Raw genomic sequence first — 15,518 nt, 5'->3', positions numbered from 1 at the left:
AAAATCAATTGGAACAGAACGTGTAATGGGCACCCAAATCACTGAACCAACTTTAGGTATGGACACGCAATTCATTACATTTTCGGAAACGCCATTGCAGCCGGGGATGATGGCCACTCAGGATGGGACGCTTCTGGATGCCTACTCAAATACCGTTGTCACGGTAGCCAAAAAAGTAAGCCAGTCCGTTGTACAGATTAAAGTAAGTGGCCGTTCTTCTACGCAGGAATCAGCTAAAAACAATCCAGCTACCCGCCGACCGCCTGGACGGGGTGAGTCGGATGGAGGCACGGGGTCTGGCTTCATTATCTCTACCGATGGCTATATTATCACGAACAACCACGTAGTGGCGGGTGCCAGCAACATTCAGGTATCACTCCCTGATTCAAACGAATATGAAGCAACGCTGATTGGCCGCGATCCTGCCACCGATATTGCCGTGATCAAGATTTACGCAGATGGGCTGAAAGCGATCCGATTTGCCGATTCGAAACAAGTTCAGGTAGGCCAGATCGCCATTGCAGTTGGTAACCCATACGGCTTTCAATACTCGCTGACGGCTGGGGTAGTTAGTGCGCTCGGCCGAACTTTACGTTCCGAATCGGGCCGCCTGATCGACGATGTTATTCAAACCGATGCGGCTCTGAATCCGGGGAACTCTGGTGGTCCTTTGGTCAATTCAAATGGTGATGTCATTGGGGTAAACACAGCTGTTATTTTGCCGGCACAGGGTATCTGCTTTGCCGTTTCGTCGAATCTGGCGGCCCTGGTTGCTGGTAAACTCATCATGCACGGCCGAGTTCGCCGGGGCTATCTGGGCATCGCCGGACAACTGATTAATCTAACTGAACGAATCAAGCAATACAATCAACTAACGACAAAATCGGGCGTAATGGTTGTGAGTGTAGAGCCGGATGGGGTAGCCGGGAATAGCGAATTACACGAAGGCGACATCATTGTGGAATTCAACGGACAGCCGGTAGCTACGGTCGATGATCTCCATCGGTTGCTTACCGACGACAGCATCGGCCGACTTACACAACTGACGGTTTTACGGCAAAATCGTAAGAAAGGGATCATGGTTACGCCCGGCGAGATGAAGTAAATTAAAGCATGAACGAGCGAACTGATGGCTTGCGTCAACATGCCGCTCGTTCATGCTTTATTCTTTTGGCAGGATCAATGGGTGAAACCGTACACCTTTTATGCGATTGAATTCAAGCGAGGGAGCAGGAATTTTAAAGAACTGAGCTGTACCAATAAAACGCTGTAGGGAGGGCGAAAAGGCACCTACTCTCGACAGGTCGGCATCAGGCGAAATAAAGAATTGCCGATACCGGGTAAATGTCACTTCATTACCAGCCGCATCAACCACTTTTGGGTTCTCATGTCCACCAATCATGCCGCTACCACTATACCCAACATCCAGATTGAGCCAACGCGGGAAATCAGGCCCCACCTGGAGTACCGATGCCAGGTTGACCGATACCCAATATTGCTGACCGTTATAGTCTTTCAGCATTTGCTGGCCGGTAGTCTTGCCAAGCAGATTGGGACGATAGGGCGGAAAAATAGTTTTCCGGAAGCCATATTTCAAACTAACCACCTGCTGTCCTGCTCCGTATTGCTGCCCCATAAACAGGGCTGTTCCGGCCACGTTAGCGATCATATCGCCTTTCGAAAACCCCCACCCTTCTGCATGCCCATCGTATACTTCGAGAGTAGTCTGAAATAGAAGAGCAAGTAAACCGCCCGTCAGAATACTGGCCCGTTCATTGACGCCACTCCAGCGCATCAGCTCATAGCCTCCCCGGCTCATACAATAAGCCGTTGCCGCATGCCCTACTTTATCCATCTGGAGCCATTCGGCATTGTCGTTGAAGCTATGAAACGGCACTTTCTTTTTATACCATTGCTTGCGAAGCATCAGCAGCGTTACGGTATAAAAAGCCGCCGTACCCACCAATACACCAATAAACCGCCCCTGATTGATACCTGTTGGCTCAGGCGATACAGACACTGTTGGCATAGGTTGCGCCTGTATCGACTGCGTTAGCATTAGCCAGTATACACTTATCCACCCAACGCGCCGAATCCTGTTTTTCATGCGCCAAAAGTATCCAACCTATTTTATTTTCCGACAGGATTCATAGGATTTAGCCGTTGTTTGCGTTCGTGGGGGAAGGGTTCTTACTTCTTACAGGATTTTAATCAAAAATCCTGTACATCCTGAAAATCCTGTAAGAAAGCCTTTTCACGTACCTTTGCCCAACTTATTTCACTTCCTATTCATGAATCTTGTTCCTTCTCCTCCCCTCACACGCGCACAGGAGTCTCGTGTAGCCATTGAGCGTCTATATATTACGATGCGCCATCTGTTCAATCGGGGATTTTATAAACCTTCGGGCGTATCGGGCGAAGAAATTCGGCGAGCCCTGCTCACGCTTCAACCCGAAATCTATGGGCTGGTTGGTGATCCTCAACGCGTTGAACTGGATGGACTTGTGTATGTAATGGATCGGTTACCCAAAGGCATCGAATCCTGCCGGATCATCTCACTGGCCTCGCGCGAAGGTTTTGAACATTCACACTTCCCGGTACTGGTGCCCGCCAAACGTCGCCGGAATTGCTTTCGCATCGACAGTGAGCAGATGGTAATTGAAGTGACCAATGGCCGTAGCGAAATCTACGACATTCTTACCCACCTGACGTTCATGTTTATGGAAGCCGATAAAATCCGGCGGAATGCCTTTCAGGAACGGGGAAGCCGCACCCGCGAATGGGAGAAACTGGAAGCGATTGTGCAGTCGGGTGGCAGCGTCAACGACGACGAGCGCGAACTGGCTCTGATGTACCTCAGCTCGATTCTGGGCCGTACCTTCGAAGAAACGCAACAAGCTTACCAACGTTTCGATGAAAATGCGGGCACCAATAGTGGTCTGTTTCAGATCGTCTATAGCCTGGGCAGTGTATCGATTCGGGAGCTTGTAGAACCGAAAATAGCCCGTGAAATCAACTTTACCCCCATGCTGCGCGAACGGGTTGGCCAACACCTGTATGGTGAACGATGGGCCACCCGCATCAAACAGTATATCTGGGAACACAACTTACAGGATCGTCCGGTTCATGTTATCAGCGCCAATCCGCATAGTGTGATGAACTGCCTGTATGCGCCCACAGCCTTAACGGGCCTCACAACCTGGGATAACCTGTACGACCTGGCTCTGAAACTCAGCCTACCTGCCGAACGGGACCTTCGGAAGCAAGTGACTAGCTACGCCAGAGAGCATGGTATGCATATTCTGGAAGATATGGCCGGAACCAGCCTGCTCGTTCAACTCATTGATACGGCCAAGCTGGAACCTAAAAAATTGCCCACCGAGATCACGCATGACGCTAAACATATCCGCGAAACGAAGCCCCTGTTGCTGGTCATGGATTATGCGTTTGGTGAACAGGCATTCGAAACGATGGACGAACTCCTCAAACCGTACGAACATAATGAGCTAACGGACCCGCTCAACGTTACCTCTATCTCAGTAATCGGGAAAGCGGGGATTCTAACGGGTGGAAAAGGGGATCTGATGATTCCTACATCGCACATTTTTGAAGGCACCGCCGACAACTATCCCCTTGATAATGATTTTAGTAAGGAAGATTTTGAAGGCAACGGCATCCCGGTGTATGAAGGGGCTATGATAACCGTTCTGGGCACCTCGCTCCAGAATAAAGATGTACTCAGTTATTTCCGCAATTCGTCCTGGAACGCTATTGGCCTGGAAATGGAAGGCGCTCATTATCAGAAAGCCATTCAGGCTCAGTCGAAAATACGGGGCAGTGTTCCGGCCACAGTGAAGGTGCGGTACGCTTACTATGCATCTGACAATCCACTCCTGACCGGTGCTACACTGGCTTCGGGAAGCCTGGGAACCTTGGGCGTTAAACCAACGTACCTGATTACAGTTAAATGCCTGGAAAAGATTTTCAAGGCCGTCTAATCAGATTCATTATAATCGACAGATTTAATGGGATTAAATCAGGAAAGATGAACGGCATTGAACAAGCTGTTTCTCAAATTTGTAGCTATAAGGAATACATACCTGCCAACCAATTATCATGGCGAAGCGTAAAAAATCTACCGAGAAAGGTCCCGATGTTATTCTGATCGGTGCTGGAATAATGAGTGCCACGCTGGGCGTTCTTCTGAAAGAGTTACAACCTGACCTGACCATCGACATTTACGAGCGACTGGATAGTGCAGCCGCCGAAAGCTCCGATGCCTGGAACAATGCCGGAACGGGTCATTCGGCCTTTTGCGAACTCAATTATACGCCCGAAAAAGAAGATGGGTCTATCGACGTAACGAAAGCAATCAAAATTGCCGAATCCTTTGAACAGTCAAAACAGTTCTGGGCTTACCTGATTCAGAAGGATTTTCTGCACGATGCCCCCAATTTTATTCGCTCCATTCCTCATATGAGTTTTGTGTGGGGGGCTGAGAATGTCGACTATCTGCGCAAACGCTACGATGCGCTCCAGCAGAACTACCTCTTCCACGGCATGCAGTATTCCGAAGAGCCAGGCCAACTGGCCGAATGGATGCCGCTGGTGATGGAAGATCGTGACCCGGCTCAACCGGTGGCAGCTACTAAAATGGATATTGGCACCGATGTCAACTTTGGCGCACTTACTCGTGCCATGTTCCGGCGGTTATACGATATGCCGGGCGTTCGACTCTATTTTGCCCACGATGTACATGATTTGTGGCGTTCCAAGAGTCTGGGGGGCTGGAAACTCCGGGTCGAAAACGTAACGACCCGTCAGGAGCGGGAAATACAGACCGACTTTTTATTCATTGGAGCCGGTGGCGGTTCGCTACGGCTACTCGAAAAATCAGATATTCCCGAAAGTCGGGGCTTTGGCGGGTTCCCGGTTAGTGGGCAATGGCTCAAGTGCGTCAATCGGGAAGTCATTGAACGACACCAGGCCAAGGTGTATGGTAAAGCATCAGTGGGTGCTCCACCCATGTCGGTGCCACACCTCGATACGCGCATGATCGATGGGAAACGCGAATTACTGTTTGGCCCCTACGCTGGTTTTTCAACGAAATTCCTGAAAAGTGGCTCATACATGGATTTACCCAAATCCATTCAGTTGAGCAACATGGCCCCCATGCTAATGGCCGGTCTGCACAATATACCATTGACCAAATACCTGATTCAGCAAGTGATGCAATCGCCCGAAGATCGGCTGAATGCGCTGAAAGAATACTACCCGGATGCCAAAATGGAAGACTGGGAGCTGGAAATTGCCGGGCAGCGCGTCCAGGTGATCAAAAAAGATGAAGAGGAAGGCGGGGTACTGGAGTTTGGTACCGAGGTAGTCAGTGCGGCTGATGGTAGTATTGCCGCTTTGCTAGGTGCATCGCCAGGTGCATCGACTGCCGTATCGATTATGCTCGACTTATTGAAACGCTGTTTCCCCGAACAGCTCAAATCGGAAGCGTGGCAGCAGAAACTGAAGGAGATGATTCCTTCCTATGGCCAGGTCCTGGCTCAAAACCCCGAACTTGGCCAGCAACTCCGAAAACATACCAGCGAGGTTTTGGGTCTGGGCATGTTTGAATATACGTCTGAAGTGACACGATAGGCTGATCATTCTATCTAATACTGAAATAGCCTGACATGATTAGTGTCAGGCTATTTTACTGTAAGACCTTTTTAGCGAAAAATTGATTACGTAACTTTCTTACCGAATCAATTCGGCTCTCCTAACTGCTCGCTTACATAGCGTTTATAGACCCGGCCGATGCGTAGTTCTTTTGAACCGATCCAGAAGGCGTCGGGTTCTCGCTTGCTGACCCAAACCATATGTACAATACTTGACCGACTGATTCGTATAAACTGCCGTTTGGGTAATCGCTCTTCAGCTTCCTTCATCGTTAGCCGGGTCACATACACCTTTCGCCCCGCATTGATTTTCAGGTAATTTTCCAGGCTTTCGATGAATTGAATATCGCGATACGGAATAGCCTGCCGAACCCCATCAACGATACACGAAAAGTGCCCAGACTCATTATCCGGCTCCTCTACCAGGGGAGCCAAGTCAATCGTTTTGTGGTTGCTTTGACGCAGAAACCGATACAGCATGAACACTCCCAGACCCGTAACGGTATACACCCAGAAATTGACCAGAAAAGGTAGTGAACGGGTAATGTTGAATTCGGTGTGTAATACAAAATTCATATTGAACGAGCCCAGGGCCATCAGCAACAGAAGCCACCCAGCATAAAGCATCTTTTTCCCGCGTAGGAAGAGTCGTTCGAATAAAATCCGATTATGAAAAACGATCCAGCCATAGAGCAATACTAGATACAGATAGGGCGATACCTTCAGGAAGCCCTCCCGGTGATCGATCGCATACCAATCGGAGAGGTAATGAGCGACCAATAATGCCCCTAACCCTAATCCATTACGAACGATGGCATAATCCAGCAGGTGTGTGCGTTGCATAGGGCAATTTACCGATTAGAACTGTTCAACCGCCAATTCCGTGACAAACGGCTTTCGTCACAAGCCAGAGCACCTCATCACGTTTATCTGGGAGCGCTTGTAGTTACCCAGCAACTTTGAAACGACTTCGGTTAACACAAATCGCGAAGCCCATTTTTATGCAAACGCTTCATACACTCAATATTTTCACGCACATCGGCTTTGGTACACTCGCCTTAGGCATCGGTCTGATCGCCCTGTTGTATCAAAATCAACCACAACGTCATACTCAGTTCGGACGCTACTTTCTGTATTGTTTGGGCATCGTGGTTGGCACGGCTGCCATTGGTATTGTTTTCTTTCGTTCGAACCCTTTCTTGCTGATGCTTACTCTATTGGGTGGTTATGTCGGTTATTCAGGCTACAGAGCGGTTCGACTCCGGGAACGCAAACGCACTCTAACCGATAGTTTACTTACGATCAGTGTATTAATGGCGGGCGTTTTGTTTGCACGATCCATGCAACTGGCAGGCGGCAACTGGTCGCCAACCGTAGTCTATTCAACCTTATCGGCACTTGGTTTAGTCGGCGGCTACGACCTGCTTAAATACGTCTGGTTGCATGAACGATTAAAAACCTGGTGGCTCTACGAGCACATTTACAAAATGCTATCGGCCTATAGCGCCATTCTTTCCGCATTCTCCGGTACCGTCTTACCTAATTATAAACCCTACAGCCAGATTCTGCCTTCCGTGCTTTGCGTCAGCGCTATCATTTATTTCATCTGGCAACGAGCACGTAGCCGCCGAAGGCTTTCTGACAGGATTATTTTCTGACAGGGTTTACAGGGTAAAGCAGGATTTCTGTGTTCCAACATGCCTGTTTTATCCTATAACCCTATCAGGAAATAACATATTGGTTATCTTGTGCCACAGTTTAATACGCTGTGGCACAATTATTTTTAAACTTCATACAACCTCATGAAACACCTCTTCCTCTTTTGTTTTCTGCTTCATCTGGTCTGTTCAGCAGTTGCGCAGGATCGGCTTTCAGGTAAGGCTTTTGCGAATCGGTCGGTCGTAATGGCCCAACATGGCATGGCCTGCACCTCGCACCCCTTATCAACACAGGCAGCCATTGATGTTCTTCGCTCAGGCGGAAATGCAATCGACGCAGCCATTGCGGCTAATGCGATGGAAGGGCTGGTCGAACCCCATGTCAATGGCATTGGTGGTGATCTGTTTGCAATCGTTTGGGATGCCAAAACCAAAAAACTGTATGGTTTGAATGCGTCGGGCCGGTCGCCCTACACCCTTACGCTGGCGGAACTAAAAAAACGGGGCCTTACACATATTCCATCCGATGGTCCCCTGCCCATTTCGACACCGGGTTGTGTGGATGGCTGGTTCGAACTACACAAGCGATTTGGCAAAACACCCATGCCGAAGATTCTGTCGCATGCGATTCGGTACGCTCGCGAAGGGTATCCTGTTCACGATGAAGCCGCCTTTTATTGGGCTTCTATGATTGCTCGTTTCAGCAAATACCCCAATGTAAAGGAAACCTATGCTCCGACTGGAGCGGCCCCGAAACGGGGTGAAATCTTCAGAAATCCGGCACTGGCGAACACACTGGAAAAGATTGCGAAAGGCGGTCGGGATGCGTTCTACAAAGGCGAAATTGCCCAAACTATTGATGCCTTCATGAAGCGCGTAGGTGGTTTCCTGAGTGCCAAAGATCTGGCCGACCATACCTCTGAATGGGTAGAGCCTGTTTCGACCAATTACCGGGGCTATGATGTGTGGGAGTTACCACCCAACAGCCAGGGTATTTGCACCTTACAGATGCTGAACATCCTGGAAGGCTTCGACTTCTCGAAGATTCCATGGGGTAGTCCTGAGCATGTCCATTTATTCGTAGAAGCCAAAAAACTGGCCTTTGAAGACCGGGCCAAATACTATGCCGATCCTGCTTTTGCCCAGATTCCTGTAAAAGAACTCATTAGTAAAGACTATGCTGCCGAGCGTCGTAAACTAATCGACCCGAACCGGGCTGCCAGCCGGGTCGATGCCGGGAACCCCGCACTACGGCAGGGCGATACCATTTATTTGACCGTGGCCGATGAAGAAGGGAATATGGTATCGCTGATTCAGAGCAACTACCGGGGCTTTGGTTCGGGGATGGTTGCCGATGGATTGGGGTTCATGTTTCAGGACCGGGGAGAGCTGTACAGCCTGATCGAAGGGCAGAACAATACATTTGCGCCCCATAAACGACCATTTCAGACTATCATTCCCGCTTTCGTGACCAAAGATGGGCAACCGTTTATGAGCTTCGGGGTGATGGGTGGCAGTTTTCAGCCACTCGGACACACCGAAATCCTGATGAACATGATCGACTACGGCATGAATCCACAGGAAGCAGGCGACGCCCCCCGCATCGACCATAGCGGCTCCTCAGAGCCTACCGGGGAAAAAATGGTCGATGCTGGCCTGATCACGCTCGAATCGGGCTATCCTTATGAAACCATCCGCGATCTGATGCGGAAAGGCCATAAGGTTGGCTACGGGTTGGGTGGTTATGGTGGCTACCAGGCCATTATGTACGATGCCAAAAACAAAGTATATCACGGTGCAACAGAATCCCGAAAAGACGGGCAGGCAGCAGGGTTTTAAAACAATGAATAATGGATAATGCATTTTAAAGACTAGCTTTTACAACACGATTCATTTTACATTATCCATTATCCATTGTGCATTATCAATTATCTCCAATGCCCACACCGCTCATTACCAACGACGCCATTATTCTGGGGATTTTTCTGGTCCTGTTGACCTTTATATTTCAGACATCGCAGTCCAGCCATCCGTTCTGGCAACAGCTCTACAGCTATATTCCTTCCCTCCTGCTCTGCTACATTTTCCCGGCAGCCATGAACAGCTTGGGCATCATCTCGGGCGAACAGTCTAGTTTGTATAAAGTCTCGACCAATTACCTGCTGCCTGCGGCTTTGGTGCTGCTCACTTCCACAGCCGATCTACGAGCGATTGCCCGATTAGGCCAGAAAGCCCTGATTACGTTTCTGTCGGGAACAGTTGGCATTATAGCAGGAGCCCCTATTGCGTTTGCGCTGGTTATGTGGCTGCTGCCCGGTTTTCGCGAGCAGGCAATTGCACATGAGTACTGGAAAGGGCTAGTCACCATTTCAGGAAGTTGGATCGGCGGTAGCAGCAGCCAGTTGGCACTCAAAGAAATCTACGGATGCAGCGAAGAACTGTTTGCTATTATCCTGGTCGTTGATGCGGTCGTCTCAACTAGCTGGACGGCCTGTCTTATTTACGGAGCTGCCTACCGCGACAAGATCGATGCGTGGCTTCATGCCGATACGAGTTCCATTGAAGAAGTAAGGCTGCGGATTTTGGCCTATAAAGAAGAGCCAGACCGACCCGCCAATTTAGTAGACCTGAGCACTATTCTGGCACTTGGCTTTGGCGGAGGAGCCCTGGCGCATGCGCTGGCCTATGGGTTCTCGACCTCATTACAGCCCTACAAAACTGCGCTGGCTACCTATGGGCTGGACCCGTTCACATCCAATTTCCTGTGGGTTGTCATTTTGTCAACATCGCTGGGTATCGGACTTTCCTTTACCCGATTGCGTAAACTCGAAAAACTTGGCACCACCGATCTGGCAACGCTGTTCGTCTATTTTCTGATTATGACCATCGGTATGCGGCTCGACCTATCGAATCTGGGGGGCAATCTGGGGCTGTTTCTGGTAGCCGTTATCTGGATGCTGATTCATGTCATTTTCATGCTTACTACGGCACGCTTGATTCGAGCCCCCTATTTTTTTGTGGCCGTAGGCAGTCAGGCCAACATTGGAGGGGTTTCAACGGCTCCAGCGGTAGCATCGGTCTTTCATCCGGCTTTGGCTCCGGTAGGTGTATTGCTGGCGGTTTTAAGCCATGTGCTGGGTACATACGGCGGATTGATTACTGCCTGGCTTATGCGTTTAACGACCCAGTAAGGCGGGTGGCAACCCGCAATTTTCGCTTATGATTCGCGGGTTGCCACCCACGTTACCATGCGCCAGCTATTGTTCGTATAAAAAAACATCGGACAGTCTAGTGACCATCCGATGTCCAAACAACAAATGAACAAAACACAATTCAATTACTTACTCCATCACCATCTCGGTATGCGCTGAAGCCTGGATTTTCTTACCAATGAAGAGCAGCAACAAAGGCACACAGACCAGGAAGAAAGCGCCAATAATCAGGAAGGAGTCTGCATAGGTCATTACCAGCGCCTGTTTCATCACGGTTCCCTGCATCATACCATACGCTTTTCCTGTAGCCGTCATCAACGCATCGCCTTTCGATAGAAACAGGTTTGTAAACTGCCGGATTCGCTCAGCCGATAGCGGATTATACATTGAGATATTATCCGACAAACGGGAAGCATGGAATACGGTGCGCGTCGAGATGTATGTCGTCATGATAGCTGTTCCAAATGTACCACCTAACTGACGAATCATACCCGTCAGGGCTGATCCTTGTGGAATTTCGATGTTCTTCAAATCGGCCAGCGTAATGGTTGTTAGCGGGATAAAAATCATTCCCATACCAATACCCCGGATAATCAATGGCCAGAAGAAGTAATCCGGACCAGCCTCCAGGCTGATGGCCGACAAGTCGAAACAGAAACCGAAAAACAGAAGGAATCCGATAGCCGCATACCAGATGGGCGAAATGTAGTTTTTACTGAGCAATCCCCCCACAACCGGCATCATCAGCCCCGTCATAATCGACCCAGGCATTAATAGTAACCCCGTTTGACTGGCCGTAAAGCCTAAGATCGTCTGACAGAATACCGGAATAATGAAGACCGACGCAAATAGCCCGAAGCCCAGAATAAAATTAAAGAGCGTACCCACCGCAAAACGGCGCTGTCGTAACAAACTTAGGTCCAGAATTGGCAGCTTGACCACCAATTGACGCCAGATGAATCCGATCAGACCGATACCAGCCGCGATGGACATAACAACGATAAACTCCGAGGTAAACCAATCTTCTTCCTGTCCTTTTTCCAGAACGATCTGCAGGCCACCGATACCCATTGTCAGCAATATAAGCGCCAACCAGTCCATATTACCCGCCTGTACTTTTTCGGCCGGTTCCTTGATGTAGGCATATGTCAGGAACGTTGCCAGAATACCGAAGGGAATATTGATGTAAAACACCCAGTTCCACGACAGGTTATCGGTGATGTAGCCACCCAGTGTGGGGCCAATCGACGGACCAATGATAACCCCCATCCCGAAAATAGCGTTGGCAATACCAAGCTGTTCTTTAGGAAACGTCTGAATCAGAATGGATTGTGCTGTTGTCAACAAACCGCCCCCCCCAATCCCCTGGACAACCCGGAAGAAAACAAGCTCCCACACATTAGTCGACAATCCACAGAAAACCGACGCGATGGTAAAGAGGACAATGGAAGCCGCAAAATAATTCCGACGACCCAGCTTTGCCGTTAGCCATCCCGACATGGTAATCATCACGGCACTGGCGGCTGCGTACCCCGTCACGACCCAGCTAATATCGCCCAACGACGCGCCAAGGTTCCCCATCATCTGGTTCAGGGTCACATTCACAATCGACGAGTCGATGGTTTGCAGCAGAGCCGCTGTCGTCACCGTCAGTACGACGACCCATTTATCAAATCCTAAATTCATAACACTAAAGATAAATGGATAATGAAGAATGTAAAATGAATAATTCCGGCTACGAACTAAGAATGGCTACGCAAGACCATTATGCATTTTACATTATCCATTGTCCATTATGAATCACTTATTTCTGCAAATCGACCGCTACGGTAACGCTCATACCCGGACGGATTTTAGCGTACAAAGGGCTGTTCTTATCCAGCTCGATCCGAACCGGAATCCGCTGTACCACTTTCACATAGTTGCCCGTCGCATTGTCGGGAGGAAGCAGCGAGAATTTGGCGCCCGTAGCTCCGGCAAACGAACCGACATGGCCTACCAGCTTTTCACCCCCGAAGGCATCGACATCAATATCGACTGTCTGGCCGGGCTGCATTTGCTTCAACTGCGTTTCTTTGAAGTTGGCCGTTACCCACAGATTTGAGTTACCCACTACCGAACAAACGGCTTGCCCGGCCTGCACCAGCTGGCCGATCTGCACCGACCGCTTCGATACCACACCCGAAACCGGGGCTTTAATCACGGTATAGGACAGTTGTAGTTTCGCCATTTCCAAATCAGCCTGACGTTGCTTGATAGCTGCCTGAGCCACCGTAATCTGTCCTTCCGTCGCCCGTCGTTGCGAACTGGTCACACCTGTTTGTGTACCAGCAGCCGCTACCTGCGACTGAGCTGTTTGTAGCTGAGCCTGAGCAGCCTGCAATTGCGCCTGTGCCGCATCGCGTTCGGCCTGAACAGCATCAAATTGTTGTTGAGGGACGGTTTTTTCGGCCAACAGTCGACTATACCGTTCAAAATCCTGATTGGCTTTACGGGCTCGTGCCTGTGCTGCGGTTACGTTAGCCTGTGCCGTTGCCACCTGATTGCGGGCTGTTTGTACAGTAGCTTCGGAACTTTGGATGGTTGCCGATGCGACAGCAACCTGCGAACGCGACACACCAGCAGCCGCCAGGGCGCTTTGCAGAGCGGCTTCGGCCTGCTCCAGCCGGATACGGTAATCGGCATCGTCCAGCACAAACAATGTATCGCCTTCTTTTACAGGCTGGTTATCCTTAAAGCGAATTTCTTTCACATACCCGCTCGCTTTCGGAATGACTGGGTTTACGTCCCCATCAATCTGTGCATCGTCGGTGGTTTCGTGGCGTTGCAGGTAGCGAAACTCGCTGTACCCAAAAAAGAGGGCAATAGCCAGAACGATGACCCCACCTACTCGGAATAACGTTTTCTTATCCATGATTTAATTTAACTAGTCCGTTTTGAGTGATTTAGTTGTCATTCGGTGGTCCTTAGTAGGCATTAATTGTACTAGACAACTAAAGGACCATTGAATGATTGTTAAAGATTTGAGCCCGTCGCTTTCAACAGACGTTGATAGGCCAGTTGTGCATCGACGGTTGCATTAATGACGTTGAGTTGAGCTTGCAACAGAAAACTATTGGCTTCCAGGAGATCAGTAGAGCCAACTAGCCCGTTACGGAAGCGTGATTCGGTCAGGCGGTAGTTTTCCTGCGCCTGTCCCACAGCGGTACGAATCACATTTTGCTGTTCGAGTGCCAGTTGGTAATTGTTATACGCCGTAACTACTTCAGAGCGAATCTGATCGGTTTGTTGCTGGCCTTGCAAATTGGCCTGATCGATAGCCGTTTGGGCACTGTGCAGCTTTCCTTTCATGTTGTAGATCGAACCGATGTTGTACGAAATGCCAGCCCCAACATTCCAGGCACTGATAAATGAACTGGCTTCGGGGAATAGACGAGCAGTCGGATTGATGTAGTTGTATCCCAACGATACTCCCAGATGCGGATACATACTGCTTTTTGTGTTCCGAAGCATTTCCTGGCTTGACTGCACACGCAGGGCATTGGCCTGTACTTCGGGGCGCGTTTGCACAGCCCGGTCCAGAAACGAACCAAGCGATTCGGTCACGGCGGCTGGATTGGCCAGTACCGTATCCACAGCAATCTGCTGATTTTCGGGTAAACCGACTAACAGATTGAAATTATACAGGGCAGTCTGGCGGGCTTTCTCAACCTGCAAACGACTCAGATTCAGGTTATTTTTCTGAAGCTGAATCTTTAGCACTTCATTCGCCGTTACAACGCCTTCTTTCTGTAGGTTCTGCGCATCGCGCTCTTTCTCTTCAAACTGCCGGATATTCTGCTCAATAACACCAACTGAACGGGCCAGTTTGACAATATTATAGTAGGCATCCGTTACTGTATACACCAGTTCGGCCCGATTACGCTGCGCATCCAGGTGGCTGGCTTTCGCTAATAACTCGGCCGATTTTTCTGCCGATTTTTCGGCAAATCCACCAAATACTTCTTTACTGATCGTGGCCCCACCCATTGTCGCATTAAAAGCGCCAGCCGGAATACCAAACAGCGCTTTGCCATCGTCGCCCTGCCCGAACGAAAACGGCCCGGTCAGGCTGTAGCGCGAATAGGCGAGAGATGCATTGGCTGTTGGCAGACTACGATCTTTTGCCTCCTGCAACCGTGCTTCTGCCGCTTGTGTACGCGAATCAGCCAGTTTTATGCCTTTGTTATTCTGGAGGGCTAGTTGAACAGCCTGATTCAGTGGCATGATGGTCGGTGCTGTCTGCGCAACTGACCAGCCAATGCTTGCCAGCAGAACTCCAACACCTATAATGTACTTTTTCATATTATCGATTTCTAATTTTTTCCAGAAGTTTATTCATAACATTTGCCTCTTCGACTGTCAGGTGGTTGACAATGGATTCAAAATCGCTGAACTCGACAGCTACCTTCCTGACAAACTGATCCGACTCAGTGGTTAACCGGAGATTCACCCGCCGACGGTTTGTTGGATCAACTTCCCGAACGACCAGGTTTTTAGCCACCAGACGATCAATCAGTCGGGTCATATCGGAGTTCATATCAGTCATTTTCTCCTTCAACTCCCCGCCGACAGGCTGTTTGGGAAGACATCCGAAAGCAGGCGAAGGGCCTTATACTGCTGCACCGATAAATCGAACGGGGCCATTTTCTGTTGAAAATGATTGAAGATGTACCCATCCGTTTTGTGCAGGTTGATGATGAGCCGGTGGTATTCGTTTCGGAACTGATTTTCCATCGTTTTGTAAAAGCGTGACAAATGTATAACCAATATTCGTTTAAACAAATTTCGTTTAAACGTCAATAATCCAACAAACTGTTATCTAAAAATAATAAACCATTAGAAAGGCTTTATTTAATCCAAATGAGTCATTGTATTAGAATAGTCCAAAAGGGGATTTTTAAACAATACACCTACAAACTATAAATTTTCCTATAGAT

General features: G+C 49.3%; 13 protein-coding genes. 6 read left to right on the top strand and 7 right to left on the bottom strand.

The genetic code is table 11. The features are described 5' to 3' along the window. The first annotated feature begins 58 nt into the window (after positions 1 to 58). Positions 59 to 1,105, top strand: a complete 1,047-nt coding sequence (locus B5M13_RS12565) for a S1C family serine protease (protein ID WP_080055993.1) — start codon at positions 59 to 61, stop codon at positions 1,103 to 1,105. 57 nt (positions 1,106 to 1,162) lie between these two features. Here the strand turns inward: B5M13_RS12565 and B5M13_RS12560 are convergent, their stop codons facing one another. Further along, complete coding sequence (locus B5M13_RS12560) at positions 1,163 to 2,029, bottom strand: DUF2279 domain-containing protein (protein WP_080055992.1); 867 nt, start codon at positions 2,027 to 2,029, stop codon at positions 1,163 to 1,165. A 262-nt stretch (positions 2,030 to 2,291) separates the two neighbouring features. Here B5M13_RS12560 and B5M13_RS12555 point away from each other — a divergent pair, with 262 nt between their 5' ends. Next, positions 2,292 to 3,998, top strand: coding sequence for a DUF6909 family protein (locus B5M13_RS12555; RefSeq protein WP_080055991.1), 1,707 nt, complete (start codon positions 2,292 to 2,294; stop codon positions 3,996 to 3,998). Positions 3,999 to 4,116: 118 nt separating this feature from the next. Continuing rightward, a complete protein-coding gene (locus B5M13_RS12550; protein WP_080055990.1) occupies positions 4,117 to 5,649 on the top strand; it encodes a malate:quinone oxidoreductase in 1,533 nt (510 codons plus the stop codon). 107 nt (positions 5,650 to 5,756) lie between these two features. On the opposite strand, the gene B5M13_RS12545 is transcribed toward B5M13_RS12550, so the two are convergent. Continuing rightward, complete coding sequence (locus tag B5M13_RS12545) at positions 5,757 to 6,512, bottom strand: LytR/AlgR family response regulator transcription factor (protein WP_080055989.1); 756 nt, start codon at positions 6,510 to 6,512, stop codon at positions 5,757 to 5,759. Positions 6,513 to 6,670: 158 nt separating this feature from the next. On the opposite strand from B5M13_RS12545, the gene B5M13_RS12540 reads away from it, so the two are divergent. From B5M13_RS12540 to B5M13_RS12530, 3 genes are all read left to right on the top strand, one after another. Then, a complete protein-coding gene (locus B5M13_RS12540; RefSeq protein WP_080055988.1) occupies positions 6,671 to 7,327 on the top strand; it encodes a hypothetical protein in 657 nt (218 codons plus the stop codon). Positions 7,328 to 7,471: 144 nt separating this feature from the next. Beyond that, complete coding sequence (gene ggt / locus B5M13_RS12535; RefSeq protein ID WP_080055987.1) at positions 7,472 to 9,166, top strand: gamma-glutamyltransferase; 1,695 nt, start codon at positions 7,472 to 7,474, stop codon at positions 9,164 to 9,166. 98 nt (positions 9,167 to 9,264) lie between these two features. Beyond that, positions 9,265 to 10,518: a DUF819 family protein gene (locus tag B5M13_RS12530; protein ID WP_080055986.1), complete on the top strand. Its 1,254-nt coding sequence runs from the start codon at positions 9,265 to 9,267 to the stop codon at positions 10,516 to 10,518. A gap of 150 nt (positions 10,519 to 10,668) precedes the next feature. Here the strand turns inward: B5M13_RS12530 and B5M13_RS12525 are convergent, their stop codons facing one another. From B5M13_RS12525 to B5M13_RS34115, 5 genes are all read right to left on the bottom strand, one after another. Continuing rightward, entirely contained in the window at positions 10,669 to 12,225 is a 1,557-nt protein-coding gene (locus tag B5M13_RS12525) for a DHA2 family efflux MFS transporter permease subunit (protein WP_080055985.1), read from the bottom strand. Between the two features lie 118 nt (positions 12,226 to 12,343). After that, positions 12,344 to 13,453, bottom strand: a complete 1,110-nt coding sequence (locus B5M13_RS12520; protein WP_080055984.1) for an HlyD family secretion protein — start codon at positions 13,451 to 13,453, stop codon at positions 12,344 to 12,346. Positions 13,454 to 13,554: 101 nt separating this feature from the next. Beyond that, on the bottom strand, positions 13,555 to 14,883 hold the full coding sequence (locus B5M13_RS12515) for a TolC family protein (protein WP_080055983.1): 1,329 nt from the start codon (positions 14,881 to 14,883) through the stop codon (positions 13,555 to 13,557). 1 nt (position 14,884) lies between these two features. Beyond that, on the bottom strand, positions 14,885 to 15,106 hold the full coding sequence (locus B5M13_RS34120; RefSeq protein WP_245859973.1) for a MarR family winged helix-turn-helix transcriptional regulator: 222 nt from the start codon (positions 15,104 to 15,106) through the stop codon (positions 14,885 to 14,887). A 29-nt stretch (positions 15,107 to 15,135) separates the two neighbouring features. Beyond that, complete coding sequence (locus B5M13_RS34115) at positions 15,136 to 15,315, bottom strand: hypothetical protein (RefSeq protein ID WP_245859970.1); 180 nt, start codon at positions 15,313 to 15,315, stop codon at positions 15,136 to 15,138. Between the last annotated feature and the right edge of the window lie 203 nt (positions 15,316 to 15,518).

It is taken from the genome of Spirosoma aerolatum, assembly GCF_002056795.1.
In the GTDB taxonomy this organism is placed as follows: domain Bacteria; phylum Bacteroidota; class Bacteroidia; order Cytophagales; family Spirosomataceae; genus Spirosoma; species Spirosoma aerolatum.
Note: the sequence above shows the minus strand (reverse complement) of the source record. Positions and strands in the feature narration are given on the sequence as shown.

Coding starts and splice junctions, on each gene's coding strand:
- ggt (WP_080055987.1), top strand. CDS start 7,472: ATGAAACACCTCTTCCTCTTTTGTTTTCTGCTTCATCTGGTCTGTTCA.
- B5M13_RS12540 (WP_080055988.1), top strand. CDS start 6,671: ATGCAAACGCTTCATACACTCAATATTTTCACGCACATCGGCTTTGGT.
- B5M13_RS12565 (WP_080055993.1), top strand. CDS start 59: ATGGACACGCAATTCATTACATTTTCGGAAACGCCATTGCAGCCGGGG.
- B5M13_RS12545 (WP_080055989.1), bottom strand. CDS start 6,512: ATGCAACGCACACACCTGCTGGATTATGCCATCGTTCGTAATGGATTA.
- B5M13_RS12555 (WP_080055991.1), top strand. CDS start 2,292: ATGAATCTTGTTCCTTCTCCTCCCCTCACACGCGCACAGGAGTCTCGT.
- B5M13_RS12520 (WP_080055984.1), bottom strand. CDS start 13,453: ATGGATAAGAAAACGTTATTCCGAGTAGGTGGGGTCATCGTTCTGGCT.
- B5M13_RS12530 (WP_080055986.1), top strand. CDS start 9,265: ATGCCCACACCGCTCATTACCAACGACGCCATTATTCTGGGGATTTTT.
- B5M13_RS34120 (WP_245859973.1), bottom strand. CDS start 15,106: ATGACCCGACTGATTGATCGTCTGGTGGCTAAAAACCTGGTCGTTCGG.
- B5M13_RS12560 (WP_080055992.1), bottom strand. CDS start 2,029: ATGCCAACAGTGTCTGTATCGCCTGAGCCAACAGGTATCAATCAGGGG.
- B5M13_RS12515 (WP_080055983.1), bottom strand. CDS start 14,883: ATGAAAAAGTACATTATAGGTGTTGGAGTTCTGCTGGCAAGCATTGGC.
- B5M13_RS34115 (WP_245859970.1), bottom strand. CDS start 15,315: ATGGAAAATCAGTTCCGAAACGAATACCACCGGCTCATCATCAACCTG.
- B5M13_RS12550 (WP_080055990.1), top strand. CDS start 4,117: ATGGCGAAGCGTAAAAAATCTACCGAGAAAGGTCCCGATGTTATTCTG.
- B5M13_RS12525 (WP_080055985.1), bottom strand. CDS start 12,225: ATGAATTTAGGATTTGATAAATGGGTCGTCGTACTGACGGTGACGACA.